The organism is Rufibacter sp. JT20002 (assembly GCF_056491185.1).
Genome location: NZ_JBSZJY010000001.1, coordinates 1,224,683 through 1,251,587, shown reverse-complemented (window position 1 = coordinate 1,251,587; position 26,905 = coordinate 1,224,683). Strand labels below are relative to the sequence as shown.

The following is a 26,905-nucleotide window of genomic DNA, read 5'->3' as shown; positions in this document are numbered from 1 at the left end:
CGAATGCCTGAGTCACAAGCTGAGCCCCAAAACGGAATGCCTGCGTCTACCTCTAAACGAAGCACTACCCATGAAAAGCTTCCGCTCCCGCAGCAGAAGCCTGTGGCACCTGGGCATGCCCGAGTGGTGGTAGAGGTGGTGAAGATACTTCCTGACCTTGATGCCTCAGGAAACGGGCCTTGCAGCCAAGCGCCCTGCCAGGCAGAAATCAAGATAAGCCAGGTGGTGGGGTATGGCTCTGGTTTTACTCAGAGTTTAGGCGAAGGCCAGCAGGTGCGGGCTTATTTTCCCATGACCACCAAAGCTGTCAAAGGAAGGCCCGGCGTTCTTCAGGGGCAGAAAATAAGGGCAGAGGTACGAGGCTCCCTCAAGGAGAGTGACCCTTTAGTGGTCCATTCCTATGTTTTACTAGATTAGGTTTCAGCGGCTGTTTGGTGCCGGTACATTTTTCTTTTCAATTCCAACCCAAGACCATTTATAAATTTTTTTCATGGAACGTGTAACCCAGCAGCGGCAACTTTGGATGTCATGCGCTTTGCTCCTCTTTTTTGGGGCGCTCCTGTACTTTGCCTCTTCTTCTGTTCTTAAAGGTACGCAGCCGCGTATCTCAATGGAGGAGTTGAAGGAGGCGGGTCGGTTTGCAAGGGCCAATCGCCTGCACAAGAAAGGGGCGATCGGAAGCAAGGAAAACCCAAATGCCAGGCAAGAGTATGAACTCGCCCGTTTGAGAGATCCGGCGACCGGTAAAATCCCGGAGGGGATCCGGGAGCTTGAGCTTGCCTACTCCAATAAGATCCTAACCGCCGAGCAGATATTCCTAGAAACTAACCCTTACGCCAAGCTGGCAACCTATACCTGGGACAGGCGGGGTCCTTTCAATGTGGGCGGCCGTACCCGGGCTTTGGCTATTGACTTGAGCAATGAAAATGTAATCCTGGCCGGAGGGGTTTCTGGCGGCATGTGGCGCAGCAGCAACGGAGGTACCTCTTGGGTGAAGGTAACCGATCCTAACATGGTTCATAGCGTGACTACCGTGGCGCAGGACAGAAGAGCCGGCAAGCGTAATGTATGGTATTATGGCACCGGGGAGATGCTTTCTGGTAACTCAGCCAGTAAACTGGATGCATTTTACCTGGGCAACGGCATTTTTAAATCAATAGACAATGGCGTGACCTGGAATGTGCTGCCTTCTACACAGGTAAGCGATCCTACCCAGCTCTACACCAATATGTTCCAGATCACCTACAGAGTGGCCACCAACCCTGCCAATACAACCCAGGATGAAGTGTTTGCGGCAACTGCCGGCTCCATTAGACGATCTACGAACGGAGGCGCCACCTGGAGTCACGTATTAGGTTACGATGCCGATGTGGAAGATTTCAACGAGAGTCCTTTCTTCACGGATATTGCCATTGGTAATAACGGAAGCATGTACGCCACCTTAAGCGAGTTTGCCAATGGCAACGGAACTTCTAGCGCCAAAGGAATTTTCCGTTCCACCAACGGTACAACCTGGACCGATATCACCCCTGCCAACTTCCCGGATTCTTATGAAAGGATTGTGCTGGACATTGCCCCGTCCAATGAAAACATTGTGTACTTCCTGGTCTATACCACTGAAAATCCAGATTCGGAGGCTAACCTCTGGAAGTATGAATATGTCTCCGGAACAGGAGCCGGCACAGGCGGAGTCTGGACCGATTTAACTGCTAATTTGCCTATGCTGGGCGGCGAGACCGGCGATCTTGATTTACAGGGTGGCTATAACATGGTGATCCGGGTAAAGCCGAACAACCCTAATTACGTGGTACTAGGCGGTACCAATCTGTACCGGTCCACCAGCGGTTTCTCCAATACAACTGCTACCACCAAGATTGGAGGCTACACTCCTACCAATGACGACTTCTCTTTGTATGACCAACATCACCCAGATCAGCATGAGGTGGCCTTCTACAGAACCAACCCTAACTCTATGGTTTCGGCGCATGATGGCGGGCTTTCCAGAACTACCGATAATCTGGCGGCTTCTGTGGTGTGGGAGTCTTTGAACCGTGGGTATCAAACCACCCAGTTCTACACCGTGGCGATGGACCTGAATACCACCGATGATTTTGTGGTAGGAGGGATGCAGGACAACGGATCCTGGGCAGTGGATAACATTGAGGAGCAGACCATGTGGGTAGAGCAATTAGGTGGTGACGGTGCCTTTGCGGCGGTAACTACCCATTCTATTCTGGTGTCTGCCCAAAGCGGAACCGTTTACCGGATCGCCTTTGACGACGAAGGATTTGCCGGGTACGCACGTATTGACCCTCCTAAAGCAACGGGATACCTGTTTGTGAACCCGTACACCATTGACCCTAATAATGAATACACCATGTTTTTGCCGGCCGGGGATACCTTGTGGCGGAACAAAGACATTTCCCAGATTCCGGTAAGGAAAAACGGACCGGGCGGCCAATCTTCCATTGGTTGGGAAGTGGTATCTAAACTAGGAACCCGCGAAGAGATATCGGCTGTAGCCGTGAGTAAGTCACCTGCCAACGTGGTGTACTTTGGAACAAGAGCCGGTAGATTGTATAAGCTGCAGAATGGTGCCGCTGCCAGCCCTACCAGAACCACCATTACAGGTAATAGTTTCCCGACGGGTAATATTCAATGTATTGCCATTGATCCTAGAGATGCAAACAAAGCTATAGTGGTGTTCTCCAACTACAAGGTGGAAAGTCTCTTCTATACCACCAACGGAGGTACCTCATGGACTGCCATTTCCGGAAACTTAGAGGAAAACGGCAATGTGCAGGGCAACGGTCCCTCGGCCAGATGGGGCACCATTTTGCCTAACCCAGACGGCACGTCTAAGTACTTGGTGGGGACCAGTACCGGTTTGTATTCAACGGGAGTACTCAGCGGAAGAAATACCACCTGGGTGCGGGAAGGAAACAGTTCCATTGGGCAGGTACCGGTAGACATGGTGCTGAGCCGTACCACCGATGACCTGGTGTTGGTAGGTACCCACGGGAACGGGGTGTATAGCCGCAGATACGGCGGGCCGCTTGCCTCCCCAGAAGAAATTGCAAAAGCTTCTCAGTTTGGCTTAAAGCAAAACTATCCAAATCCTTTCCGGGCAGGGGCTACCACCACTATTCCTTTTGTATTGGAGAAAGCAGCCAATGTGAAACTGATGGTGTATGACTTAAGCGGAAGAGCGGTAACTACTTTGGTTAACGGAAGAAAGCAAGCCGGGCAACACCAGATCACCTGGGATGGCCGGACTGCCGGAGGAGGAACAGTAGCCACTGGTACGTACCTCTATCAATTGACCATTGACGGTAAAAGCTACACTAAGCGTATGGCTTTCCTGCGATAAGAAACATATAAACTTAAACAAGAAAGGCTGCGGTGATCTATTTCTGTAGCCTTTTTTGTCTAATAGTAAGGGCTCTCAAGCTTTGTTAGAAGAGTTTAGTTGATGGATTTGGTATAGAAAACAGAAAGGGAGCCCGCCGGGCTCCCTTTCTGTTTTCAGGGCAGTTTAAGCAAAGTGATGCGGAAACGGCTTAGCGCTTTGTGAACTGGGCAAACTCCTTCGCGAAGTAGGTGAGAATGATGTCAGCGCCGGCCCGCTTCATGCTGAGCAGGGTTTCCAGCATGATTTTCTCGCCGTCTAACCAACCGTTCTGGGCGGCAGCTTTCACCATGGCGTACTCGCCGCTCACGTTGTAGGCGGCAATAGGCAGGTTGGAGTTGTCGCGGAGCGATTTGATCACGTCCAGGTAAGAGAGGGCGGGCTTCACCATGAGGTAATCGGCGCCTTCTAAGGTGTCCAGTTCGGCTTCAATAAGGGCCTCGCGGCTGTTGGCGGGGTTCATCTGGTACGTTTTCTTATCTCCGTGCTTGGGGGCAGACTCCAGAGCATCGCGGAACGGGCCGTAGAAGCCGCTGGCGTACTTGGCAGTGTAGCTCATGATGGCCACGTTGTAGAAGGCGTGCTTGTCCAGCAACTGGCGGATGTGCGCCACACGGCCGTCCATCATGTCAGATGGAGCCACAATGTCAGCGCCAGCCTGGGCCTGCGCCAAAGCCATCTGACCCAGTACTTCCAAAGAGGCATCGTTGATGATCTCGCCATTGTCCACAATGCCATCATGGCCGTCGGTGCTGTAGGGGTCCATGGCCACATCGGTCGCCAGCACAATGCCGGGGTATTGGCGCTTCAGTTCAGAAATGGTCTTCAGGAAAAGGCCTTCGGGGTTCTTGCTTTCCTGCGCAAACCGGTCCTTCTTTTCCTCAGAGATGTTAGGGAAAGGAGCAAAAGCCTTAATGCCTAGTTCCACGCATTGGCCCACTTCATCTACCAAGCGGTCTAAGCTAAAGCGGGAGATGCCGGGCATAGACGGAATGGCTTGCTGCACATTCTGGCCTTCGGTAACAAATATGGGGAAGATTAAATCGTGTAAAGCGAGGTGATTTTCCTGTACCAGATTGCGGATGACATCTGATTTACGGTTCCGGCGAGGCCGGCGGGTTAAATGGTTCATAGCAGCGTTTAGGGTTAAGCAAGCGGTTCCTGTCTGGAGCGGGCCTGCTGCTGATACAACAAATGAGCTGCTGAAAAAGTGTTATGCCTGGAAGAAATTCTACGGGGCTCTTTCTCTGCTCGGGCGCAAAGGTACGGCACCAGAGAATCAGATGCTATGTTTTACTTTGATCTAGGCAAGGGCCAGCTTCAAGTCTTGTTTTGGGAAAACAGGCTTGAAGCTGGCTTCTTTTGCTGCCCGGTTTTCTAAAAGAAGGCGAAAAACAAAAGGCTACCTCAAGTTGCCTTAAGGTAGCCTTTCAAGACATATTTTAAATTACTAGAACTCCGCTAGTGTCTTCTCAATGATGTCGCAGCAAGCGTTCAATTGCTCTTCGGTGATCACCAATGGGGGCGCGAAGCGGATGATGTCGCCGTGGGTGGGCTTGGCCAGTAGGCCGTTCTCCATCAATTTCACGCAGACATCCCAGGCGGTACGGCCGTCTGGGGTAGGTTGGATGATCACGGCGTTAAGCAGTCCGCGGCCGCGCACCAAGCTCACCAGTTCGGGGTGACGGGCTTTCAGCTCGTTCATCCGCGCGCGGAAGATTTCCCCCAGGCGCATGGCATTCTCAGTTAGGTTCTCGTCCTGTACCACGTCTAAAGCAGCTACCGCCACCGCGCAGGCCAGTGGGTTGCCCCCAAAGGTAGAGCCGTGTTCGCCCGGCTGGATGCAAAGCATAATACGGTCATCGGCAAGGGCGGCAGAAACTGGCAGAACCCCTCCCGAAAGTGCCTTGCCCAAAATCAGAATATCGGGCTTCACGCCATCGTAGTGAGAGGCTAAAAGTTTCCCGGTGCGGCCAACACCCGTCTGGATCTCGTCAATGATCAGGAGCACGTTGTATTTCTCGCAAAGGGCTTTGGCGCCGCTGAGGTATCCGTCTGACGGAACCACCACACCAGCTTCGCCCTGGATAGGCTCCACCATGAAGGCGCAGATGTGGGCATTTTCCTGCAGGGCTCTTTCCAGCGCCTCCAGGTTGTCGTATGGTAGTACTTTGTAACCCGGCATGTATGGCCCGAAGCCCACGGTGCTGCTGGGATCGGTGGAGAAAGAGATGATGCCGGTGGTGCGCCCGTGGAAGTTATGCTCTACCACCAGGATCTCGGCCTCGTGTGGCGGAATGCCTTTTTCTTTGTAGCCCCACTTGCGGGCCAATTTCAACGCAGTCTCCACGGCCTCGGCCCCGGAGTTCATCATCAGTGCTTTGTCATAGCCAAAGAGCTCTGCCAGGTATTTTTCTGTAGGGCCTAGCTTGTCATTGTAAAACGCGCGGGAGGTAAGGGTTAGCTGTTGCGCCTGCTCGGTAAGGGCGCCAATGATGCGCGGATGGCAATGCCCTTGGTTCACGGCGCTGTAGGCCGAAAGGAAGTCATAGTACCGGTTGCCTTCCACGTCCCAGAGAAACACGCCTTCGCCGCGGCTCAGCACCACCGGTAAGGGGTGGTAATTGTGGGCTCCGTATTTATCTTCTAAGGCAATAGCCTCTTGGCTGGAGGTAACAGTGGAAGTATTCATGTGGTAGTACATTTAAGGTGAAAGGAAAGGACGAGCGGTATTCCTTAATTCTGTATTTACGGAGGAACCGCTTCCAGAGATAAAAGTAAAGAAAAGTCTTGAATGGGAAGCTAAACGGCAGCCAAAGGCAGGCCTAAGCCAAAAGTAAGATGCTTTTTAGGGCCATTTAGAGGGAAAAAGTCCTAAATCAGAAGGAGGGGTGAAATTCCTTTTTATCCAGAGCAGCTGTCTTGTATCTTTGTGGCATGAAGCCAAAACCGCTGCCGCTGGAGCCCGGTGACTTTTATTTCAACGAGCAGGGGTTGATGGTTTTCACCCAGCAGTACCACCTCCGGCGCGGGTATTGCTGCCAAAGCGGGTGTAAGCACTGCCCTTACGGATACCGGAAAAACGCGAAATCTGCCCCAGCAGATGGAAGCAAAAATGCCGATGAAGCCGGGTAAAACACTTTTGAAGAACACATTAAAGAAAAAAGTTGCGGGAAAGGGTTGACATTCCATAACTTTTTGCGGATATTTGCATCCCTTTTGTAATAAACGATACTAACGATACAATGGCACGAGTTTGTGATTTAACCGGTAAAAGAGTGCAGGTGGGTAACCGCGTTTCGCACGCCAACAATAAAACCAAGCGTAGATTCTACCCTAACTTACAGAAGAAGCGCTTCTACATCCCAGAAGAAGATGCTTGGGTAACCCTGAAAGTTTCTACGTCTGCCCTGCGCAACATTACTAAGAACGGTATCTCTTCAGTATTGAAGAAAGCCAAAGAAGACGGCTTCATCGTTTACTAGACTTTTGCCATGAAGGCCCTGCGACACCTATGTTTTACATTGCTTGTGTCGCTGCCGATAGGGGTGACCGCGCAAAACACTGGCCCGGACAAACCTGCTGATTTCCTGGATAAAGAATTTCACCGGCAACGGAGAGAGGCCCTGCGGCAAAAGCTGCCGGCCAACTCCGTTGCCGTTTTGTTTTCTAACCCCTTGAGGAATCGGGCTAATGACGTGGACTTTAATTTCCACCAAGATCCTGACTTCTATTACCTTACCGGCTACCGTGAGCCCAACTCCGTTTTACTCCTGTTTTCAGACCAACAGGTCATAAACGGGGTGGCCACTGAGGAACTGCTGTTTGCACAGCCCCGCAACCCACAGCGTGAGTCCTGGACTGGTAAGCGCCTAGGTGAGAAAGGTGTAAAGCAGCATCTTGGCTTAACGCCTGCCCTGCCAGCCACAGCCTTCGCCAACTTCAAGCTAGACACAGCCGCATTTGAGCAGATTCTGTTTCTGAACCTACCTGCTGACCTGAGGAACGATCCCGGAGACAAAGCCGATCTGTATGACTTGGTGGCGCAGTTCCGGCAGAAAATAGGAGTTGCCCCCACGCAGGATTTCGCCCACCAGGAACTCTATCAGATCATCCGGCAATATGATGCCCAGTCAGGTGATAGGGTGAGGCAAGAGGTGCAGCGCCAAATGGGAGTTAATCCGGCCTTGAGCAACAATGCGTTCCTGAAAAGCTATCTGGCGGCCAAAGATGCCCCTGCCCGTGCTGCCTTGGTGGCCAACATGCCCAAAGAGAAGTTTGACCTGTCTGCGCTGGAAAGTATGTTGGCTGAAATGCGGGAGTCAAAATCCCCTGAAGAGATGAAGCTTCTCCGTAAGGCCATCGGCATGTCTGCCATAGGGCAATTGGAGGTGATGAAAGCCATGCATCCTAACATGTCTGAGATGGAGGTGCAGGGCATCCATGAGTTTGTGTACAAGAAATATGGGGCTGAGTACGAGGGCTATCCGTCTATTGTGGGCGGAGGCAACAATGGCTGTATCCTGCATTACATAGAAAACGAGAAACCGAAGCTGGGCAATGATTTGGTCTTGATGGATTTGGGGGCAGAGTACCACGGCTACACCGCCGATGTGACCCGCACTATTCCCGCCAACGGCAAGTTCACGGCAGAGCAGAAACAGATTTATGAGCTGGTATACGCCGCCCAGGAAGCCGGTTTCAAAGAGTGCAAGGTGGGGAATGCGTTCAGCGCGCCCAACGTAGCGGCCCAGGCTGTTTTAGCCGAGGGGTTGATCAAACTAGGCATCATCAAGAAAGCCGAGGAAGCGCGCCGCTACACCATGCACGGGGTGTCGCACTATCTGGGGTTGGATGTGCATGACAGAGGTACCTATGGCCCTTTCAAGTCCAACACGGTGATCACGGTAGAGCCAGGTATCTACATTCCGGAAGGCAGCCCGTGTGACAAGAAGTGGTGGGGCATAGGAGTCCGGATTGAGGATGATATCCTGATTACGGAGAAAGGCTGGGAGAACCTGTCCGTCGGCGCGCCTCGCACCGTTAAGGATATTGAGGCGGCCATGGCTAAGCCCAGCCCTTTGGATAATTTCAAGCTACCTGAGTTGAAGTAAGGGTATCGGTTGCTAAAAGCAAGTGCCAAGGTCAGAAGGGGTTTTGGAACCGTTTTACAGAAAACAAGCTCTAAAGGAACTAAAGCACGACGCTTCAACTTAGGGAAGTCAAACGAAGAGGGTGTTTAGGCACAAACTACGTGATACACAAAGTAAAAAAGTAGAAAAGCATTTGTAATTACAGGACTGGCCTCGTATATTTGCAGTCCTAAATAAAAATCAACTTCGCGATGGCAAAGAAAGCTAAAGGCAATAGAGTTCAGGTGATTTTGGAGTGCACTGAGCAGAAAAACTCCGGCGTACCTGGCATGTCTCGGTATATCACTACCAAAAACAGAAAGAACACTCCTGAGCGTTTGGAGATGAAGAAGTTCAATCCGTTCATGAAGAAAGTTACTGTACATAAAGAAATTAAATAACCATGGCTAAGAAAGTAGTAGCAACCCTGAAGACCGCCACTGGTAAGGACTGGGCAAAGGTGATCAAAGCTGTTAAGTCTCCTAAGACTGGCGCATACACCTTCAGAGAAGAGATGGTGCCGATTGACCAAGTGCAAGACGCCCTCAAGAAATAATTGCCGATATCGCATTGATGATATACCTGTAAAAGTCCCTCCATACGCGGGACTTTTTTGGTATATTCTCATTTTTAATAATTCTTACATCCAATAGTACCTTAGACCGCTATGGCACTTTTCGGTTTCTTCAGTAAAGACAAAAAAGAATCTCTGGACAAAGGTCTGGAGAAAACCAAGACCTCCTTCTTTGACCAACTCAGCAAAGCTGTAGTGGGCAAGTCTAAGGTGGATGAAGAAGTATTGGATGAGCTGGAGACGGTTCTGGTACACGCCGATGTAGGAATTGGGACCACCGTCAAGATCATTGACCGCATTGAAAAGCGCGTAGCCCGTGACAAATACGTGGGCACCTCAGACCTGGACCGCATCCTACGCGAAGAGATCGCTGATTTGATGGAGGAGAACAAAGGAGGCGTAGCCGCTGATTTTACCCTTCCTGACACCGGCGGGAAACCGTACGTGATCATGGTGGTAGGCGTGAATGGTGTGGGTAAGACCACTACCATTGGAAAGCTGGCCTCTCAGTTCCACAAAGCTGGTAAGAAAGTAGTGTTGGGTGCTGGTGATACGTTTAGAGCCGCCGCCGTGGATCAACTCAAAATCTGGGGTGACCGCGTAGGCATTCCGGTGATTGACCATGGCATGAACACCGACCCAGCCTCCGTGGCGTATGACGCTGTTAGAAAGGGCGTGGAGATGAACGCCGATGTGGTGATCATTGACACCGCCGGTCGTCTGCATACCAAAGTGGGCCTCATGAACGAGCTCTCCAAAATCAAGCGCGTGATGCAGAAAGTGATTGAAGACGCCCCACAGGAAGTATTGTTGGTGTTGGATGGTAGCACTGGCCAGAACGCCGTGATCCAGGCCCGCGAATTCACCAAAGCCACCGAAGTAACCGCTCTGGCAGTAACTAAACTGGACGGAACAGCCAAAGGCGGCGTGATCATCGGGATTTCAGACGAATTCAAGATTCCGGTGAAATACATTGGCGTAGGCGAGCGTGTGGAGGACCTTCAGGTATTTGACAAGCGCGAGTTCGTAGATTCCTTGTTCTCCAAGAAATAGAGGGAATGTAGCCATTTTGAGGCATTGGTTTGCTGCAAGGCAACCAGGCACCAGAATGGCTTTCATATTTTATAGGCGCAAAGTAAACCAAATACCTCGTTTTGGTTGTTGCACCCCATAACACAGATTACCTAAGACAGGCACGTGAAAGTAAGATCGCTTAAACAAGACAAATACAACGTTATCACCCTAGGTTGCTCCAAGAACCTAGTAGACTCTGAAGTGCTCATGGGCCAGTTGCGCGCCAACGACCGTCAGGTGGTGCACGATTCAGAGAAAGATGACGCTAACATCATCATCGTGAATACCTGCGGCTTCATTGATAATGCCAAGCAGGAATCTATTGACACTATTCTGCGCTACGCCGATGCCAAAGAAGCGGGCGCTATTGACAAACTCTATGTTACCGGTTGCCTTTCTCAGCGCTACAAAGATTCTTTAGAAGCCGAGATCCCGCAGGTGGACGCTTACTTCGGGACCCTGGAGTTGCCGCAATTGCTGAAAACCTTAGAGGCCGATTACAAGCACGAACTTATTGGTGAGCGCTTGTTGACTACGCCCAAGCACTACGCTTACTTCAAGATTGCCGAAGGATGTAACCGTCCTTGCTCATTCTGCGCCATCCCCTTGATGCGCGGAAAGCACGTGGATCGTCCTATGGAGAGCCTGGTGAAAGAAGCCACTCGCCTCGCCAACATGGGTACCAAAGAACTCATTCTTATTGCGCAAGACTTAACTTACTACGGTCTACAGCACTACGGTGAGCGCAAGTTAGCCGAGTTGTTACAGCGTTTGTCAGACGTGAACGGGATTGAGTGGATCAGGATGCAGTACGCTTATCCATCTCAGTTCCCGATGGATGCCTTGGATGTAATGGTAGAGCGTGAGAACATTTGCAAGTACCTGGACATGCCGTTGCAGCACATCTCAGACAACATGCTCAAGACCATGCGCCGTGGTATCTCCAAACGTCGTACGTTGGAGTTGGTAGACACCATCCGTCAGCGTGTACCGGACATTGCTCTGAGAACTACCTTGATTGCTGGTCACCCTGGCGAGACCCAGAAAGACTTTGAGGAGATGTACCAATGGGTGGAAGAAACAAGATTTGACCGTCTGGGCATCTTCACCTATTCGCACGAAGAAAACACGCATTCCCATACGTTGGAAGACAATGTGCCGGATGAGGTAAAACAAGAGCGTGCCGATGCCATCATGGAACTGCAGCAAGGGATTTCCATGGAGATGAACGAAGCTAAAGTGGGTAACACCTACAAAGTGCTCTTCGACCGTAAGGAAAGCGGTTATTTTGTAGGCCGTACCCAGTATGATTCTCCAGAAGTGGACAATGAAGTTCTAGTACCAGCCGACAGCACCTACGTACGCCTCGGCGACTTTGCCCAAGTGAAAATCACCGATTCTTCTGACTTTGACCTGTACGGCGAGGTGGTTACCAATAACTACGCTCCGGCAGAGAAAGAAGCTTCCGCGCATTTACCGTCTGTTTCTTAGAAAATAGCTCTAAAAGGAGCCAACAAGCCCCCACAGGTTTTCAAAACCTGTGGGGGCTTTCTTTTTATATAGCTCTGGTGCTAGTACGGAAACTATGCATTTCAGGTCTGTTTTTACACAAAGGGCCTTAAAATAGGAATTCTTTCATCTTATCTTCGGCTAAAACAAACTAAAGTAGTATCTGTAGTTTCCTGCACGACACCAGTCAAGGGGAACTCAGAAACGTACTACGGGTATTATTCTGAAAATAGATTTTACCTTTGCACGGTTGGTGTGCTTAATGCCACTTATACCTTCGTTATGAAAGTTTCCTGTATTGACTATAGCGCCACTGGTGCCTTCTCCTCGCTTGTGCTGGATTACCTGCGGAAGGATGCCAAGCTGCAGCCCTTTTACGCCCATTTTCCAGAAATCAGCTCCTTTCCGGCTCTTATAAAGGAGCGCAATTTTCCTGCGGAACAGCGGCAGGTGCTGGTGCAGGAGCTAACCCGTCAATACCAAGGCGTGGAAGTATCGGAGGCGGTGCAGGCAAACTTGGCCGCATTAGCGCAGGAACAAACGTTCACGGTCACCACGGGCCACCAGTTGAACTTGTTCACGGGTCCGCTCTACTTTGTCTATAAGATTATTACTACCATCAACACGGCACGGGAGCTGCAGAAGGCGTACCCCGCCCAGAAGTTTGTGCCCGTGTACTGGATGGCCACCGAAGACCATGACTTTGCCGAGGTAAACCATTTCACGCTCTTCGGGAAGAACTATACCTGGGAGAGTGATGCCAAAGGAGCCGTGGGACGATTCGCAACGGCTGGTTTAAATGAACTGCTGGATGAAATGCCGGAAAGTTATCCCCTGTTTGAGCAGGCGTACACCGAGTGTAGCACCCTGGCGGAAGCCATGCGGCACATTGTGAACGTTCTGTTTGGGGAATACGGCGTGGTATGCGTAGATGGTGACAGCCCAACCCTGAAGAAAACGTTTAGTCCCGTTGTGCAGCGGGAGCTAAAGGAGCAGGTAGGATTTACCGAGGTTTCTAAGACCAATGCCGCCCTGGAGAAGCACTACAAGCCCCAAGTGATGGTGCGCGAAATCAACCTGTTCTACCTGGATCAAAATCTGCGCGAGCGCATTGTGCAGGAAGACGGCCAATACAAAGTCCTGAACACCGACCTGGTTTTCACGCAAGAGCAGATCTTAGCCTTGGCACAGGAGCAACCTGAAAAGTTCAGCCCCAATGTGGTGCTGCGCCCTTTGTACCAGGAACTGGTATTACCCAACTTGGCCTACATTGGCGGCGGAGCCGAGGTGGCGTACTGGTTTCAGTTAAAAGGCATGTTTGAGGCATTTGGGGTACCTTACCCAGCCGTAATGCTGCGGAATTCCGCGCTGTACATCACCAAAGCCAATGCCCAACGCCTGGAGAAGCTCGGGTTTACCATAACCGAGATGTTTGGGGAGATGCCCGAGCTGAAGAAACGCCTTGCTGAGCTTCTGAACCAGCAGGAAGTCAACCTGACGCCCCAGCGGACAGCACTGGAAGAGGTTTTCCGGCAGTTAGAGGAAATGGCCCAGTCCATTGATCCTACGTTGGTGAAAGCCGTGGGAGCGGAGGCCCAGAAAGTTCAGAACAGCCTGCAGATGCTGGAAAAGAAACTAGGCAAGGCCGTAGAAAACAAAAACGATACCGCGTATAACCAATTGGCAAACCTTAAGGAGAAACTCTTCCCGACCGGGGTATTGCAGGAACGGGTAGACAATCTGCTGACGTATCAAACCAACAACCCCAACTTCATCCAGGAGTTGGTTGCGGCCTTTGAACCATTCGCGTATTGCTTCACCCTACTTCAGGAGGACTAAACCATGGCCTTGAAAGCGGATCTCAGGAGGGAATATTCCCTTAAGCGCCGCCAATACCCGGCGGAAGAGGTGGAGGCTTGCAGTGAAAAGATTACCGATCTCTTCTTCTCCCAATTTGATGTGCAGGCGGGCCAAACGATCCACACGTTCCTGCCCATTCAGCAGCAGCAGGAAATCAACACGTGGTACATCATCCGGCGGTTATGGCAACTGCAGGTGCAGGTAGCCGTGCCGGTGGCCAATGCGGTTGACTTTTCCATGACCCATTTCCTTATTACACCAGACACCCAGTTCCAGGAAAGCAAATGGGGTATTTCAGAGCCTGTCAATGCTTTGCCTATTCCGGAGTCAGAGATAGACATCGTGCTGGTTCCTTTGTTGGCTTTTGATGAAAAAGGCCACCGAGTGGGGTATGGTAAGGGATTCTATGACCGTTTCCTGGCCCTTTTGCCCATAGCAAGCCAAAAGCTTGGGCTTTCCCTAGAGCCGCCTATTGACATCATTGACGATGTGCACAGCAATGACTTGACCTTGGATGCCGTGATCACCCCTGATCAGGTCTGGACCTTTCAAGGGCAAAACTCTTCATCCGCCAGAAGCCACACCCGCTAACTCACTTCTATTCCTTCCGGACCAGCACTTTTCTGGTGACCTTAAACGAAGGCGTTACTACCTGCAGAACGTACATCCCCGCCGCTAAATGCGCAGTTTCCACCGTGACTTTGGAAGTTCCGCTTGCCAGGTTGCGGGAGGTTGCCCACACTTTCTCTCCCTGGGGGGTGACTAGGGTAAGATCCGCTTTCATAGAGGAAGGAACCTGAAGAGTAACCACTGTGCTAGTGGGGGCAGGGCTTGGTCCTACAGTAACGGTGTGCCCCGGAGGCAGGTTGTCTGAGGCTAAGAGCGGGTCTTTGTAAGACATTTTAAAGATGGTGCCACTCTGGTCATCCGATACCAGCAAGTTGCCTTGCAGATCAATCGCCACGTCAACGGGTCTAGCCCAGGAACTGGTAGAATCTTCGTTCAGGATGTGGTCCATGAGGGAAATCTGGGTGCCTGGGGTTTGCGTCTCGGTGTTCCAGGGAAAGTAAATCACCTTGTATCCGGTTTTCTTGGTTCGGTTCCAGGAGCCGTGCAGGGCAATGATGGCGCCGTTGTCATAAGGAGCCGCCATCTTGGTGCCTTGGGAAAAGATGAAGCCCAACGGAGCCGAGTGCGCCGCTATCCCCTTCGAGATCCTATCCATGTTGTCACAGTTGACGGTGTTGTTTCGGTTGAGTTCATAATCGGGCGCAAAGGGCATGTTATCAAGACCTGGGTTCAGGAGGGGATTGCAGAAGGGCCAGCCGTAGTTGCCGCCATCCCGCACTTTGGTGAATTCCTCAGGAGGGTTGTTGTCCACGTAACTGGAGACAATTTTGCCGTAGTTGCCAGTGGCGTCATTGAAAGGGTAGCGGATTTGGTCGCGGTTGTTCACAGTGACCCATAACTGGTCAGTGCCCGGGATAAAGGCAAGCCCCTCGGCGTTTCGCAGGCCTTGCGCAAAAAGTCGCCTGTTTTTCCCCTCGGCATCATACACGTAAATGGCTCCTCGGATAGGATCACTTTGGGTATCTGAGAGGCAGGCGTTACAGGTAGAGGCGATGGACACGTACAAGTTGTGCTTTGAGTCCAGAGCAATGTTCTTGAGCTCGTGCCCGTAGTTTCCGTTCAGTTCCGGGAGGCTGGCATCCGGCAGGTTGTCCATAAGGACCTCGCGGTTGCGGCCAGTCAAGTCTCCTGCTTGGTAAGTATAGCGGCTAACTTTGTTTTTCTCCGAGATGTACAGGTAAGTGGTGCCGTTGATCTCGTGGAAAACCAAATCATGGGGTCGGGCCAACCCCGTCACAAAGTCGGTGATATGTGGGCTTCCGGTGGCGCTAGGCCGAACCAGTTTCACCCGACCTTGTCCCGGCACCGAAACCAACAGATCTCCATTAGGCGCAATGGCCATAAACCGGGCACCTGCCACCCGGGCATACACCGCAACGGAAAAGTTTCTGGGTACAGAGACAAAGCGCTCTGTATTGAAAGGGGAACTGCGCATGTTCTGGGGCACCGTGACCTGCACCCGTTCGGTGGCACCCGGCGGAGTAGCTTGGGCCCAGCAGAAGGAAGATATCAGACAAAAAAGAACGGCTAAGTAGTTGTTTTTCATAGAGGTTCAAGGCTGCATATTTCTTGGTTAACGAGGCTTGGCCAAAAACGGTGACGTGAATTTTGTGCTCATCCAAGGATAGGTTCTATACACACTTGTAGCCAAAAACCGAAACCGAAAAAACGAGAAGAGCCCTGTCCTTTATGCTTGTTTTTTAGAAAACAGGGGTAAAGGACGGGGCTCTTTTTTAGTGGTCTTTACCAAGGGTGAGGAAGTATAGGAAAGTTTACCTAAGTAATGATTTTAACTTTTCATAAAAAGTCATAGCTCTTGCCATGTCTTTTTGTGAAAGGTACATTAGGTTGAAAAAAATAATAATTATTTAAAGGATACTTTAGGAGATATTTGATTTTATGAATATACTCCGGTATCAATTTACGGCAACTGTAACTCATTCCTCCATCATAATTTCTCACCTACTTAAACCCACTTAACGCATGAAAAAAACATTACTTCTTTTGATGGCACTGCTTTCCTCGCTAAGCATCGTCTTTGCGCAGCAACGGGAAATCAGTGGCAAGGTAACTGCCTCAGACGACGGAAGCGGCCTGGCCGGGGTCAGCGTGGTTGTCAAAGGCACGACCAACGGAACCTCCACCGATGCAGAGGGTAATTTCAGAATCCGCGTAGCTGATGACAACGCTATTTTGGTGCTTAGTTATTTAGGCTACCTGACCAGGGAAGTACCGGTAGCAGGACAGTCTTCGCTCAACATCTCCCTTTCTACTGACAACCAACAGTTAGGAGAAGTAGTAGTGACCGCCTTGGGTATACAGCGGAGCGAGCGCTCGCTGGGCTACTCTACCCAGGAGGTAAGTGGGGAGAACCTGACCTTTACCAAAGAGCAAAACGTGCTGGGTTCACTGGCCGGTAAAGTGGCCGGGGTGCAGGTGACGGGTTCTTCCGGAGCCAGCATGGGCGGTACCCAGAAAATCAAAGTGCGGGGCGTGAACTCGGTAACTGGTGGGGGAGAGCCCTTGCTGGTAGTTGACGGAACCCCCATCTCCAACGCCAACTATGCCGGAAGCTCCGGGGTGGATTTTGGTAACCTGGGCCAGGACATCAACCCTGAGGACATAGAATCTATCAACGTACTCAAAGGTCCGGCGGCCTCTGCCCTGTACGGGATCAGAGGACAGTTTGGGGTGATCATGATCACAACTAAAAAAGGCAAAAAAGGAGCCGACAAGATCACGGTGCAGTTAAACTCAGCTTTCTCTGTGGAACGGGTGGGCAACATCATGCCCTACCAGAACATGTACGGTGGTGGAAGCAGCCAAACCTGGAGGACCCTGCCTAATGGCCAGAAGTACGTAGATATGTCAGTGGATGAGAGCTGGGGCCCAAAGATGGATGGTACCCTGGTGCGCCAGGTCTTCAGCTTTTACCCTCAAGATCCGGAATATGGCCAGTTAACGCCATTTGTGGCGCATCCAGACAACATCAAAGATTACTTTGAAACCGGCACCAACCTTAATAACGGGGTAAGCATCTCGGGGGGTACAGAGAAAACCAATTACCGGTTAAGCTTCAACGATACCAGAATTGAAGGCGTGGAGCCCAACACCTGGCTGAGACGGAACAACCTGGGGCTTAGCCTAGGGGTGTCCCTTACCGAGAAGCTGAGTGTGTCTACCAATATCAACTATGCCACCAACAGTGCGCAGCGTCCTGCCCAAGGGTCTGAGGATGGTTCACGCTATTTAGGGCAGTGGTTTCAGCGCAACGTAGACATGAACCGGCTCAAAAACTACAAATATGCAGACGGCACCTTCCTGAACTGGAACCTGAACCGCCCAAGCACCACTACCGGCGAGATCACCAACTTTAAGCCGCTGTACTGGAACAACCCGTACTTTGAGGCCTACGAGAACACCACCACTGACAGCAGAGACCGCGTGTTCGGTGATGTGGGGCTTACCTACAAAGTGTTGCCTGAGTTAACCCTCAGCGGCTTCCTCCGCACCGATACTTACACCCAGAACATTGAGGGCAGAAGCGCCTTTGGCGGAACGGGTGTTCCTGGCTATTCTGTAGGAAAATACCAGAACCGTGAATCTAACTACGAGTTCCTGGCCCAGTACAGCAAAGAGTGGGGTGACTTCTCTTTGAACGCCAACCTGGGAGCTAACCTGTTTGACTGGAAAAGAACCAACGTGTTCATGGCCACCGTAGGCGGACTTTCCTCGCCTGGCTTCTATAACATAGCTGCCTCTGTTGACCGTCCTTCCACCACTTCTTCTTTGAACAGAAAACAGATCCAGAGTGCGTACGGCATGGTGTCTTTGGGCTTCAGAGACACGTATTTTGTGGATGCTTCCTTGAGAAGAGACCATTCTTCTACATTGCCAGATCCTTATTGGTATCCATCAGTGTCGGGTTCCTTCGTGTTTAGTGAGCTTTTAGAGTGGAATCCGCTTTCTTTCGGTAAACTGAGAGTGAGCTACGCCGAGGCCGGTTCTGATGTGCCGCTTTACAGCACGTCCTTCTTCTATGGCGTTGGCGGGAACTACAATGGTGTGAACACGATTGGAGTGCCTAATACGCTTAACAACCCTAACATCAAACCAGCTTTCGTGCGGGGCTATGAGGCGGGTATTGACCTGAAGTTCTTCCAGGACAGATTGGGCGTTGACTTCACTTACTACCAGCAAAGAAATAAAAACGAGATCTTCAACCTGGATGTATCTGGGGCTAGCGGTTATGCCTCTACCATCATCAACGCCGGTTTAATTGAAAACAAAGGGATTGAGCTTACCTTAACTGGTAGCCCTATCCAGACCAACAGATTTGCCTGGGATGCGACCTTGAACCTGAACCGGAACCGGAACAAGATCATAGAGCTGGTTCCTGGGATTGATGCCTTGTTGTTGGGCTCGACCACTTACTCCAGCACCTCCAGCTACCTGTATGCCTACAAAGGAAAAACCTTCGGAAGCCTGGTGGGGCAGACCTATCAGCGTGACGAGGCGAGTGGAAAAATCCTGTTAGGGGCTAACGGCGTGCCATTGTACACGACCGCTACCCATGACTTTGGTACGGTATTACCAGAGTTCACCGGTGGTTTCCAGAACACCTTCCGTCTCTGGAAATTTGATGTAGCCGCCATGATTGATTACCAGGTAGGCGGTCAGTTCTTCAGCCGCTCTAAAATGCTGGCCGTAAGAACCGGTCTTGACCCGCTCACCGTAGCCATGAACGACAAAGGCAAGAACGTGCGCGATGCAGTCTCTGAAGGCGGCGGCGTTAGAGTGGATGGGGTGTATGGCCCGGGTGTGAAAGTGAACGGCGTAGACGTAAGCGGTCAGGAAGTGACCGTTTATGTGAACCCGCAGACCTTGTACGGTACCACCGGCAGAAGAATCTATGATGACTGGCTGTACGATGCTTCTTACGTGAAACTGAGAGAAGTACGCATTGGCTACACCTTGGACAAAAGCCTGCTAGGCAAACTGCCTTTTGAGAAAGTAGGCCTGGCCCTGATAGCCCGTAACCCAGCCATGATCTGGCAGAAAGCCCCTAAAGGACTGGATCCTTCAGAGCTTTCCACCGGTAGCCAAGACATCAGCTGGTATGAGTCTGGCCAGTTGAATACTGTTCGCTCCTACGGAGTTAACTTAAACATTACCTTCTAATTTGTACTTCCATGAAGAAACTATATTTAGCCGTTATCGCCTGCTTTGCCTTAGGAAGCTGTACTGATTTGGATGAGCTGAACGTGAACCCCAACGCTCCAAGCCAAGCATCGGGTACCCAACTGATCTCCAACGCAGCCCTTTCGTTACCAGACCTGAGCTCTTCTCCTAACGGGGAGTTCCTGGCCCAATACCTCGCCGAGACCCAATATGTAACTGCCTCTCTGTACCCCGAGGGTGCCACCAGTTTCTACGGCTGGTATCAGGGACCTCTGATGAACTTGCAGACCATTCTGGATCATCCGGAAAACCTGAACGGAAACGAGGGGCCGGTTGCCAATCAGCTGGCAGTGGCCAAAATTCTGAAGGCATATTACTTCTGGAACATCACCGACCGGTGGGGTGACGTGCCGTACACCCAGGCGCTTCAAGGCTCGGCTAATTTCACGCCAGCCTATGACACCCAGGAGTCTATCTACAACAGCTTGTTCCTGCTCTTAGACGAGGCAGATAAGCAAATTGTAGCCGGTAACATCAGCAATGACATTGTGTACGGAGGTAACATGACCCGCTGGAAAAAGCTGGGCAACACCATCCGGCTATTGATGGCCCTGCGCTTGTCTGAAGTGAACCCCACCAAAGGACAGGAGGAATTCAACAAAGCGCTGACGGCAGGGATCATGACTTCTAACGCAGACAATCTGGTGTTTAAACACCTGAAGGACGCCAACAACCAAAGCTACTGGTACAGCCAGGTGGTAAACCAAAACCGGGAGTGGTGGGCTTTAACCCAAACGCTAGTAGAGGAAATGAAGCCCGTCGCCGATCCTCGTCTGCCTGTTTTCGCTCAACCCACCAGATTGAACAAAGAATATATCGGTCTTGAGTTTGGTAGAACCCAAGGCATGAATACCAATGACTTTTCTTTGTTAGGTACGGCAATCTATGCCCAAGATGCTCCTATTTGCCTGGTAACCTACGCCCAGGCGTTGTTCGCCAAGGCTGAGGCCGCTAAGTTGGGCTGGATACCGGGTAGTGACGCAGAAGCTCAGGCCAACTACAAGGAAGCCATCAAACAATCCATCATGCAGTGGACCGGAAGCGACGCAGGAGTAAATGCCTTCCTGGCTAAACCAGAGATTGCGTATGATCCAGCCAAAGCCCTGGAGCAAATAGCAACCCAACGCTATATCCATCTGTTCATGCACGGGTATGAAGCCTGGGCCGAATGGAGAAGAACCGGCTACCCTGATAACCTGGTGGCCCCAGGAGGAAAAGCAGTTCCTTTAAGACTGATGTATCCGGCCAATGAGGCCTCCATCAACGCCGCTAACTATTCCGCTGCGCTACAAAGAATTGGCGGTACAGATGGATTGTACGGAAAAGTTTGGTGGGACAAAAACTAAATATGAGAAAAGAATCAATAGGAAAAGGCCGGTAAAAACCGGCCTTTTTTATGTAACTAAGCTAAAAACAGAAATAAGACTTCTATCTGCTTTATTACTGTTCTTCAAAAAATGACAGCAAAGCCCCGGCATAGCTCTCGTCCCATCCTTCAGAGATGTCTTGGTAAGCTTCGTCGGGGATGTTGGTTTGCTTTACCTCCATGGAGCAGCCTTGCTTGTGCGGGTGCAGTTTAATGGTGACAATGGAGTCTTCTGGCTCGCCTTCAAAATACCACTGCTGCACTATCTTCTTGTTTTCCTCAAACTCCAGGTTCTTGCCCACAATGCTGCCTTCCCAGAGCGAGAACTCAGAACCGGATTGGGTAGACATCTCGGCCTTGTCACCGGTCCAGATCTCCAGGGTGATGGGGTTGGTGAGGGCAATGTATACTTCCTCTGGGGTGGCGGGCAGCAGGTAATATTTCTTAAAGTCTTTCATAGGTTCATCAGTTGGGCGAAGGTAAAAACTCCGGAAAGTTTCTGGTGCCTCTTTCTACTACTTTATTTCTGAGATATCCCCGGCCGGCGAGATCCGGAATAGTTTCCGGACCACGGAGAGTTTGCGCGTATTAGGCATTTCATTGTATTCGGCGTCAAACTGCCAACGGGTGGTGCTGTCAATGTGCACAATGGTAAAGTCTTTCTGGATGGTGTACTGCTCACTGTGCTTGATGCCCGGCTCTTCTCCGCAGGGAGAAACTTTCAGGTCCTGCTCATCCAGTTGTTTGCCTTCCGGATTGTAGGTCCTGATTCTGGGCAAGGTCTCATCGGCGGGAAAAAGTAGGAGCAGGGCAATGACATCTTTGTTCACCGAGAAACGCCGATAAGGCAGTTCATGTGGTTTCAGGTAGGCACTGGCGGCAGTGGTATCTAACCTGGGGCCTAAGGTGTAGTCAAAAGAGCAGGTAGCCTTGAACGGTAACGTCAATGGGGGTAACTCAGAAGCGAAACTAGTAAACGGAACCGCAGGCGCCTCATTCACCACCTGCTCTACCGATGGGTTAGTCTCGTACTGGGTGGTATTGTCTCGGGAGCAGGAAGAGAGAAAGCAGATAAAGGGTAACAGGCACAGCAGTTTTTTCATAGATGCTTTATACGGAAAGTTCTATATAAAAGGATTGCTTGCCGGAAGGAAGAGCTTTGTTTTAAGTGCACCTGAAGGTGTAATCCGTTTAAGAGCTATTTTTTTCAATCTCCTTCGAAAGGAAAAATAGGGTGTAAATGGTTTTGGAAAAGGCCAATTTTGGGGCATGAAAAAAGCCGCAGCCCTTAACGGGCTGCGGCTTTTTTCTCAGGAGAAGTGACAGGTTATTCCTTGTCTTCCGGCTGAGCGGATCTGTTAGACTGAGGTCTCTTGTTGTTTTGTTCTGCCTCCCGGTTGATCTCTATGATGTCTACTGGCTGAGAGAAGTCGCCTAGCAGGTGCTTGGAGAAATAGTCAGCGGTCATCCAGAAAGAATACTCGGTCATATCGCCGTATCCGTGGCGCTGGCCGGGCATGATCACCAGGTCAAAGCGTTTGTTAGCTTTGATCAGAGCATCTGCCATTCTAATGGTATTGGCCGGGTGCACGTTGTTGTCCACATCGCCGTGGGTTAACAATAGGCGTCCTTTCAAGTTCTTGGCCAGGTCAGGATTTTTGTCAATGGCGTACTGGAAGGTGGTGTCGCCTTTGGCGGTGATCACTTCTTTCACGCCGTGGTGCTTCTCAGACCACCAGCGGTTGTAGATGTTGTTCTCGTGGTTACCGGCACCCGATACCGCTACCTTGAAGAAATCTGGATACACCAGCATGGCGGCCGTAGACATGAAACCTCCGCCGGAGTGACCGGTAATACCCACACGGTTGATGTCAATGAAGTCATATTTATCGGCTAGTTGCTCCACGGCGGCTTTCTTGTCTGCCAAACCATAGTCACGCAGGTTGCCGTAGCCGTAGGTGTGGTACCACTTAGAACGGGCTGGGTGACCACCGCGGTTACCAACGGTAATCACAATGAAGCCCATCTGCGCCAAACGGTCCATCCGGTCCATGCTTCTGCCGAAGGCTTTGTTCACGGCTTCGGTCTGCGGGCCTGGGTAGATGTATTCGATGATTGGGTATTTCTTGGTAGAGTCAAAGTCAAAAGGCTTATACATCACGCCGTACAAGTCAGTAATACCATCGTCTGCTTTCACTTTGAACGGCTCCGGGAATTTGTAACCAGCGGTCATCAAACCAGACAAATCAGCGGTACCTAAGTCCATTACCTTTTTGCCGTTGTTGTTGTACAGCGCGAAGCTAGGCACAGAGTTCACGCGCGACGAGCTGTTCACGAAGAACTTGCGGCTGTCATTCATGCTAATCTGGTGGTCAAAGTTGCCGCTGTTCAGCAGTTTCAGGCCGGAGCCGTCAAAGTTCACGCGGTACAGGTGCAGGTAGTACGGGTCTTCTTTGGCTTCGCGGCCGTTGGCGGTGAAGTACAGCACCCGGGCTTTGTCATCAATGCCTACAATTTCTTCGCAGTGGTAAGGCCCGTTGGTGATCTGGTTTTTCAGTTTGCCGTTGCCGTCATATAGGTAGAAGTGACCGTAACCATCACGCTCAGACCAGTGAATCAGCTCGTTTCCGCCGTTCACCAGGCCAATGCGGCTTACTTCCACGTAGGTGTTGAAACGCTCGTCAATCAGCGGCTTTACGGTACCTGATGGAACATCCAAAGAAAGCACGTCAATCTTTTTCAGGTCGCGGCTGGTGCGGGTGAAGTACACCTTGTTGTTAGTGCCGTGCCACAGGTTGGCTCGGAACTCATCATCGCGGGAGCTTTGCTTGGCGGGTGCAGGCCACACAGAAAGCTCCTGGTCTTTGAACGCAGCAGCGTTGATCTTTTTGGAGGTCTTTTCCGCAAAGTTGAACAAAAGCAGCTCTCTGATAGGGGCTTCTTTCTCACCGGGCATCTGGTACTTATAAGTTTCCAGCGCCGGACGGCCAGAGGCGGTGTGGTGCAACACCCATAAGTCTTTCACTTTGCGGGCATCGGTGCGGGTCAAGATGAAGTACTTAGAGTCCGGCGACCACATGATGAAAGCCGGCTTGCGGTTCTTCTTGTTTCGCTCACGCTCCACGTTGGTTTCACCCTGCGAGTCGCCATAGCTGTAGTTCTCCACGCCATCGGTGGTGAATTTAGTTTCTACAATGGTGGAGTCTTTCTCGTTTTTGAGGGCTTTCTCGTAATTGGCGCGGTCCATCCAGTACAGGTTGTGCTCTTTGGCGAACACCACGTATTTCTGGTCGGGCGAGATAGAGGCCCACATAGGCTTACGCTTGGGCTTGTTGTAGTCTTTCAGCTCAATAAGCTTGCGGGTAGCCAGGTTGTATTGGAAGTAGAAAACCTTCTTTTCTAGTGAGTCAGCAGCTTTTTTATCTACACGGTCTTTCTTTACCTGGTCAATGGTGCTCTTGATCTCAAACTGGACGTTCTTCTCGTCGGGCGTGAACTTAAGGTTCTCAATGGGCAGGTGCTGGGCATCAAATGGGTCGCGTACCACCAGTGTGATGTCAGCAGCTAGTTTGTCGGTGTTGAAGATAGGCTGCTTAGACTTGGTCGCCGGATCTACCAGGTACCAGTTCTTGCCGTTGGAGGTCTCGTACATGTACCAGAACCGATCGGTTTGCTTTAGCCAATGCGGGTCAAGGCTGGTGGTGAAAATAAGCTTTTCAAGTTTTTTGGGGGAGAAGCGGGAGGCCAGCTGGTAATTGGCTTTGGCTGGTTGCCCAGACTGAGCGTACCCTCCCAGGCTTGCCACTAGAAAGGCAGCCAGAAAGTAAAGAATTCTCATGTAAAGGGTTATGTGTGTGTGTTTGGAAGCTTGAAGATACGAAACAGGTCTTGTTTTTCTGAATCAGCCCCAAAGAAGATCCGCTCGGGAGAGGAGATAAGGCAAAAGCTACAAGACAAGACACCCCGTGATCATTGCAGCGAATGCAATTACCACGGGGTGCTTTAAGAGCAGCCTCTTGTGTCTTATCTGCTTTTGGAGGAAAACAAGTAACTCACGCCCACACTAAGCGATTGCGTGTCTATAGAGTAGTTCTTGTTTCTGGAAATGCGGCTAGGGGTGTACAGAAGAGATACATCCAGCTTGTTACGGAGCGTCAAACCAGCCCGAGCGGTGTATGAGTACCAGAAAGTCTTTGGTTTCTCAAAATCATCGGTGGCCTGAGAGGTGGACGTTTGGTCAGATTTGATCACATAGGAGAAGGTGTACCGGTCTTTTGCATAGTGGGCAGCCGTGGCTATGACACCAGCCGCTACATGCACCTTCCATTGGGTACCGTTGTACAGATGATAGAGGGCCTGTGGGTTCAATGAGGCAGAAAGCTGCTTGTACTCGTATTGGTACACCATTGATACCGAAGGGCCGTTGGGGACTTCTCTCCGTACCTTAGGTTCTGCCATTGACACCGAAAGCTCGGTCCTGAGCAATAGTCGTTGCGTGGCCGGATTTATAAATGCATCTAGCCCTAGGGAAAGCTTGGGCAAGTAGGAGGCATGTTCCTCTGCGCCAGCCAGTGACTCTGTGCCATTTGCCATAGTTGTCCTATTCAGCCACAGGCCTACCAGCACCCTCGTTCTAGGAAGTTTTTCCAAGGGGTGGGTACCTTCTTTCCGCTGTTCTGGCCCGTTTAACTGTCTAACTATTTGCAATAGGTCGCCTTTTACATAATCAGCCGTTTTGATTTTGTTAAGGAGTCCGTCGGCCTGCCCTTGGTATTTGATGGCCAAAGCCCAAAGCTGGTTTCTGTAAAGCGGGTCTGTCGCAATATGGTCGGGCTGGTCTGTCTTGAAGTACTTCCTGTAGTGCAGCTCCTGAAAAGCTGTCCCGTTCGCATGCTCTTTGATGTAAAAGCGGGTCTTGATTTTGTCTCTGTAGGAGAAAAGCGATACCGCCGGGCCTGCATACACAATTTTCAAGAAGACGGTACCCAGTAAACTAGTGGTGTCTGCCCCAAGGGTGAGATTAGAAAGTTGAACGGGTGACTGGGAGACAGATACCCTCGCGCCTTGGTAAGCCTCCAATCCAAGCACCTCCACGTACCGGGTGTTGGCGGGGGTGAGTTTTTGCTCCGTTGTGCTGGTCTCTGCGGGTTTGAAAACGATGCCGCCAGGGTTCTGTATCCACTCTTGGTGGTCAATAAACCCCTTGAGGGTATCACCTGCACTGGTGACGACCAACCCGGGTTTGAAGTTGGTCTGGGCTTTTAAAAGAAAAGACAGAAAAAGGCCGCAAAACAGAAGTACACTTCTTTTCATGTAGGGATAGTAGAATTTAATATTAGATATATTGACCAATCTAAATATTAATTCTCTAATCTCCTTATTGCTTTTTCACGCCCCGCGTCATTTCCCTTTTACCCGGTGGGCCGGGCAACGCCTCCACCGTAAAGCCCGCGGCTTTGATGCTTCGCTTGAAGCTTCCTTTGGCGCAGTAGGTGACCAGAGTGCCGCCTGGAGCTAAGCAATCATACATTTTCTGGAAGATAGCGTCGGTCCAGAGGTGGGGTTGTTTCTCGGGGGCAAATGCGTCAAAGTAAATCAAATCATAGCTTTCCGGCGCGGGAGCAAAGGCTTCTAAATCGGTCTCCAGTTTTCTTAGGGTGAAATGAGGGGTGAGAGAAACCGGCTTTTCCCAAGGAGCGGCGTGCAACGGGGCAAAGTAGTCCAGTAACTCAGGATTTAGGATGAATCTGTCAAACTGCAGCTGGGCTACTACGTCTGGCGTAAGGGGGTATTTCTCCAAGGTGTCATACAGCACGGTAGCTCCGGAAACCAGGGTGTGTTGCAGCGTAAGCAAGGCGTTAAGACCCGTGCCGAACCCAACTTCCAGCAGGCGTACCGTTGATTGGCGCTCCAGGGTAGCCTCCAGCCCCATTTTGATGAACACGTGCAAAGACTCCTGCAACGCCCCGTGTACCGAGTGGTAATGCTCGTTCAGTTCAGGGACGAAAAGCGTGGTGGAGCCGTCTTTGGTTTGTCTTACTTCCAGATTCATAAGGCAAATTTAAAACAAGCAAGGAAGAATCAGGAATGGGAAAGGCAAATTAGCTGCG

Annotated in this window: 21 protein-coding genes; 13 read left to right on the top strand and 8 right to left on the bottom strand. The window is 51.0% G+C overall.

Annotated features, from left to right (window positions below; all coding sequences use genetic code 11):
• Positions 1-3 precede the first annotated feature (3 nt).
• Both ACW9SV_RS04830 and ACW9SV_RS04825 read left to right on the top strand, forming a co-directional pair.
• Entirely contained in the window at positions 4-417 is a 414-nt protein-coding gene (locus tag ACW9SV_RS04830; protein ID WP_479555605.1) for a hypothetical protein, read from the top strand.
• A gap of 73 nt (positions 418-490) precedes the next feature.
• Positions 491-3,370 carry a FlgD immunoglobulin-like domain containing protein gene (locus ACW9SV_RS04825; RefSeq protein ID WP_479555604.1) on the top strand — a complete coding sequence of 960 codons (2,880 nt, stop codon included), beginning with the start codon at positions 491-493 and terminating at the stop codon, positions 3,368-3,370.
• Positions 3,371-3,560: 190 nt separating this feature from the next.
• Here ACW9SV_RS04825 and hemB read toward each other — a convergent pair whose 3' ends face one another.
• A complete protein-coding gene (gene hemB / locus ACW9SV_RS04820; protein WP_479555603.1) occupies positions 3,561-4,541 on the bottom strand; it encodes a porphobilinogen synthase in 981 nt (326 codons plus the stop codon).
• Positions 4,542-4,859: 318 nt separating this feature from the next.
• Positions 4,860-6,101 carry an ornithine--oxo-acid transaminase gene (gene rocD / locus ACW9SV_RS04815; protein ID WP_479555602.1) on the bottom strand — a complete coding sequence of 414 codons (1,242 nt, stop codon included), beginning with the start codon at positions 6,099-6,101 and terminating at the stop codon, positions 4,860-4,862.
• 245 nt (positions 6,102-6,346) lie between these two features.
• On the opposite strand from rocD, the gene ACW9SV_RS04810 reads away from it, so the two are divergent.
• The 9 genes from ACW9SV_RS04810 to ACW9SV_RS04770 all read left to right on the top strand — a co-directional run bounded on the left by ACW9SV_RS04810 (position 6,347) and on the right by ACW9SV_RS04770 (position 14,149).
• The gene (locus ACW9SV_RS04810; protein WP_479555601.1) at positions 6,347-6,544 is read left to right on the top strand and encodes a DUF5522 domain-containing protein; all 198 of its coding nucleotides are present in this window, start codon (positions 6,347-6,349) and stop codon (positions 6,542-6,544) included.
• A 110-nt stretch (positions 6,545-6,654) separates the two neighbouring features.
• The gene (rpmB, locus tag ACW9SV_RS04805; protein ID WP_479555600.1) at positions 6,655-6,894 is read left to right on the top strand and encodes a 50S ribosomal protein L28; all 240 of its coding nucleotides are present in this window, start codon (positions 6,655-6,657) and stop codon (positions 6,892-6,894) included.
• 45 nt (positions 6,895-6,939) lie between these two features.
• Positions 6,940-8,523, top strand: a complete 1,584-nt coding sequence (locus ACW9SV_RS04800; protein ID WP_479555599.1) for an aminopeptidase P N-terminal domain-containing protein — start codon at positions 6,940-6,942, stop codon at positions 8,521-8,523.
• 230 nt (positions 8,524-8,753) lie between these two features.
• Positions 8,754-8,942 (top strand): 50S ribosomal protein L33, encoded by a 189-nt coding sequence (gene rpmG / locus ACW9SV_RS04795; protein ID WP_062543030.1) that lies wholly within the window; start codon positions 8,754-8,756, stop codon positions 8,940-8,942.
• Positions 8,943-8,944: 2 nt separating this feature from the next.
• Positions 8,945-9,097, top strand: coding sequence for a DUF4295 domain-containing protein (locus ACW9SV_RS04790; protein WP_071887815.1), 153 nt, complete (start codon positions 8,945-8,947; stop codon positions 9,095-9,097).
• A gap of 111 nt (positions 9,098-9,208) precedes the next feature.
• Positions 9,209-10,168: a signal recognition particle-docking protein FtsY gene (ftsY, locus tag ACW9SV_RS04785; protein WP_479555598.1), complete on the top strand. Its 960-nt coding sequence runs from the start codon at positions 9,209-9,211 to the stop codon at positions 10,166-10,168.
• Positions 10,169-10,312: 144 nt separating this feature from the next.
• The gene (gene rimO, locus ACW9SV_RS04780) at positions 10,313-11,680 is read left to right on the top strand and encodes a 30S ribosomal protein S12 methylthiotransferase RimO (RefSeq protein WP_479555597.1); all 1,368 of its coding nucleotides are present in this window, start codon (positions 10,313-10,315) and stop codon (positions 11,678-11,680) included.
• A 300-nt stretch (positions 11,681-11,980) separates the two neighbouring features.
• Positions 11,981-13,537, top strand: coding sequence for a bacillithiol biosynthesis cysteine-adding enzyme BshC (bshC, locus tag ACW9SV_RS04775; protein WP_479555596.1), 1,557 nt, complete (start codon positions 11,981-11,983; stop codon positions 13,535-13,537).
• 3 nt (positions 13,538-13,540) lie between these two features.
• A complete protein-coding gene (locus tag ACW9SV_RS04770) occupies positions 13,541-14,149 on the top strand; it encodes a 5-formyltetrahydrofolate cyclo-ligase (RefSeq protein ID WP_479555595.1) in 609 nt (202 codons plus the stop codon).
• Positions 14,150-14,156: 7 nt separating this feature from the next.
• Here the strand turns inward: ACW9SV_RS04770 and ACW9SV_RS04765 are convergent, their stop codons facing one another.
• Complete coding sequence (locus ACW9SV_RS04765) at positions 14,157-15,734, bottom strand: PQQ-dependent sugar dehydrogenase (protein ID WP_479555594.1); 1,578 nt, start codon at positions 15,732-15,734, stop codon at positions 14,157-14,159.
• A 437-nt stretch (positions 15,735-16,171) separates the two neighbouring features.
• Here ACW9SV_RS04765 and ACW9SV_RS04760 point away from each other — a divergent pair, with 437 nt between their 5' ends.
• Together ACW9SV_RS04760 and ACW9SV_RS04755 are read left to right on the top strand one after the other, a co-directional pair.
• The gene (locus ACW9SV_RS04760) at positions 16,172-19,369 is read left to right on the top strand and encodes a SusC/RagA family TonB-linked outer membrane protein (RefSeq protein WP_479555593.1); all 3,198 of its coding nucleotides are present in this window, start codon (positions 16,172-16,174) and stop codon (positions 19,367-19,369) included.
• An 11-nt stretch (positions 19,370-19,380) separates the two neighbouring features.
• Positions 19,381-20,775, top strand: coding sequence for a SusD/RagB family nutrient-binding outer membrane lipoprotein (locus ACW9SV_RS04755; protein WP_479555592.1), 1,395 nt, complete (start codon positions 19,381-19,383; stop codon positions 20,773-20,775).
• A gap of 94 nt (positions 20,776-20,869) precedes the next feature.
• On the opposite strand, the gene ACW9SV_RS04750 is transcribed toward ACW9SV_RS04755, so the two are convergent.
• The 5 genes from ACW9SV_RS04750 to mnmC2 all read right to left on the bottom strand — a co-directional run bounded on the left by ACW9SV_RS04750 (position 20,870) and on the right by mnmC2 (position 26,847).
• Positions 20,870-21,253 carry an SRPBCC domain-containing protein gene (locus ACW9SV_RS04750; RefSeq protein ID WP_479555591.1) on the bottom strand — a complete coding sequence of 128 codons (384 nt, stop codon included), beginning with the start codon at positions 21,251-21,253 and terminating at the stop codon, positions 20,870-20,872.
• 57 nt (positions 21,254-21,310) lie between these two features.
• Positions 21,311-21,898 carry a hypothetical protein gene (locus ACW9SV_RS04745; RefSeq protein WP_479555590.1) on the bottom strand — a complete coding sequence of 196 codons (588 nt, stop codon included), beginning with the start codon at positions 21,896-21,898 and terminating at the stop codon, positions 21,311-21,313.
• A gap of 224 nt (positions 21,899-22,122) precedes the next feature.
• A complete protein-coding gene (locus ACW9SV_RS04740; protein WP_479555589.1) occupies positions 22,123-24,633 on the bottom strand; it encodes a S9 family peptidase in 2,511 nt (836 codons plus the stop codon).
• A 185-nt stretch (positions 24,634-24,818) separates the two neighbouring features.
• The gene (locus tag ACW9SV_RS04735; protein ID WP_479555588.1) at positions 24,819-26,108 is read right to left on the bottom strand and encodes a hypothetical protein; all 1,290 of its coding nucleotides are present in this window, start codon (positions 26,106-26,108) and stop codon (positions 24,819-24,821) included.
• Positions 26,109-26,172: 64 nt separating this feature from the next.
• Positions 26,173-26,847, bottom strand: coding sequence for a tRNA (5-methylaminomethyl-2-thiouridine)(34)-methyltransferase MnmC2 (mnmC2, locus tag ACW9SV_RS04730; RefSeq protein WP_479555587.1), 675 nt, complete (start codon positions 26,845-26,847; stop codon positions 26,173-26,175).
• Between the last annotated feature and the right edge of the window lie 58 nt (positions 26,848-26,905).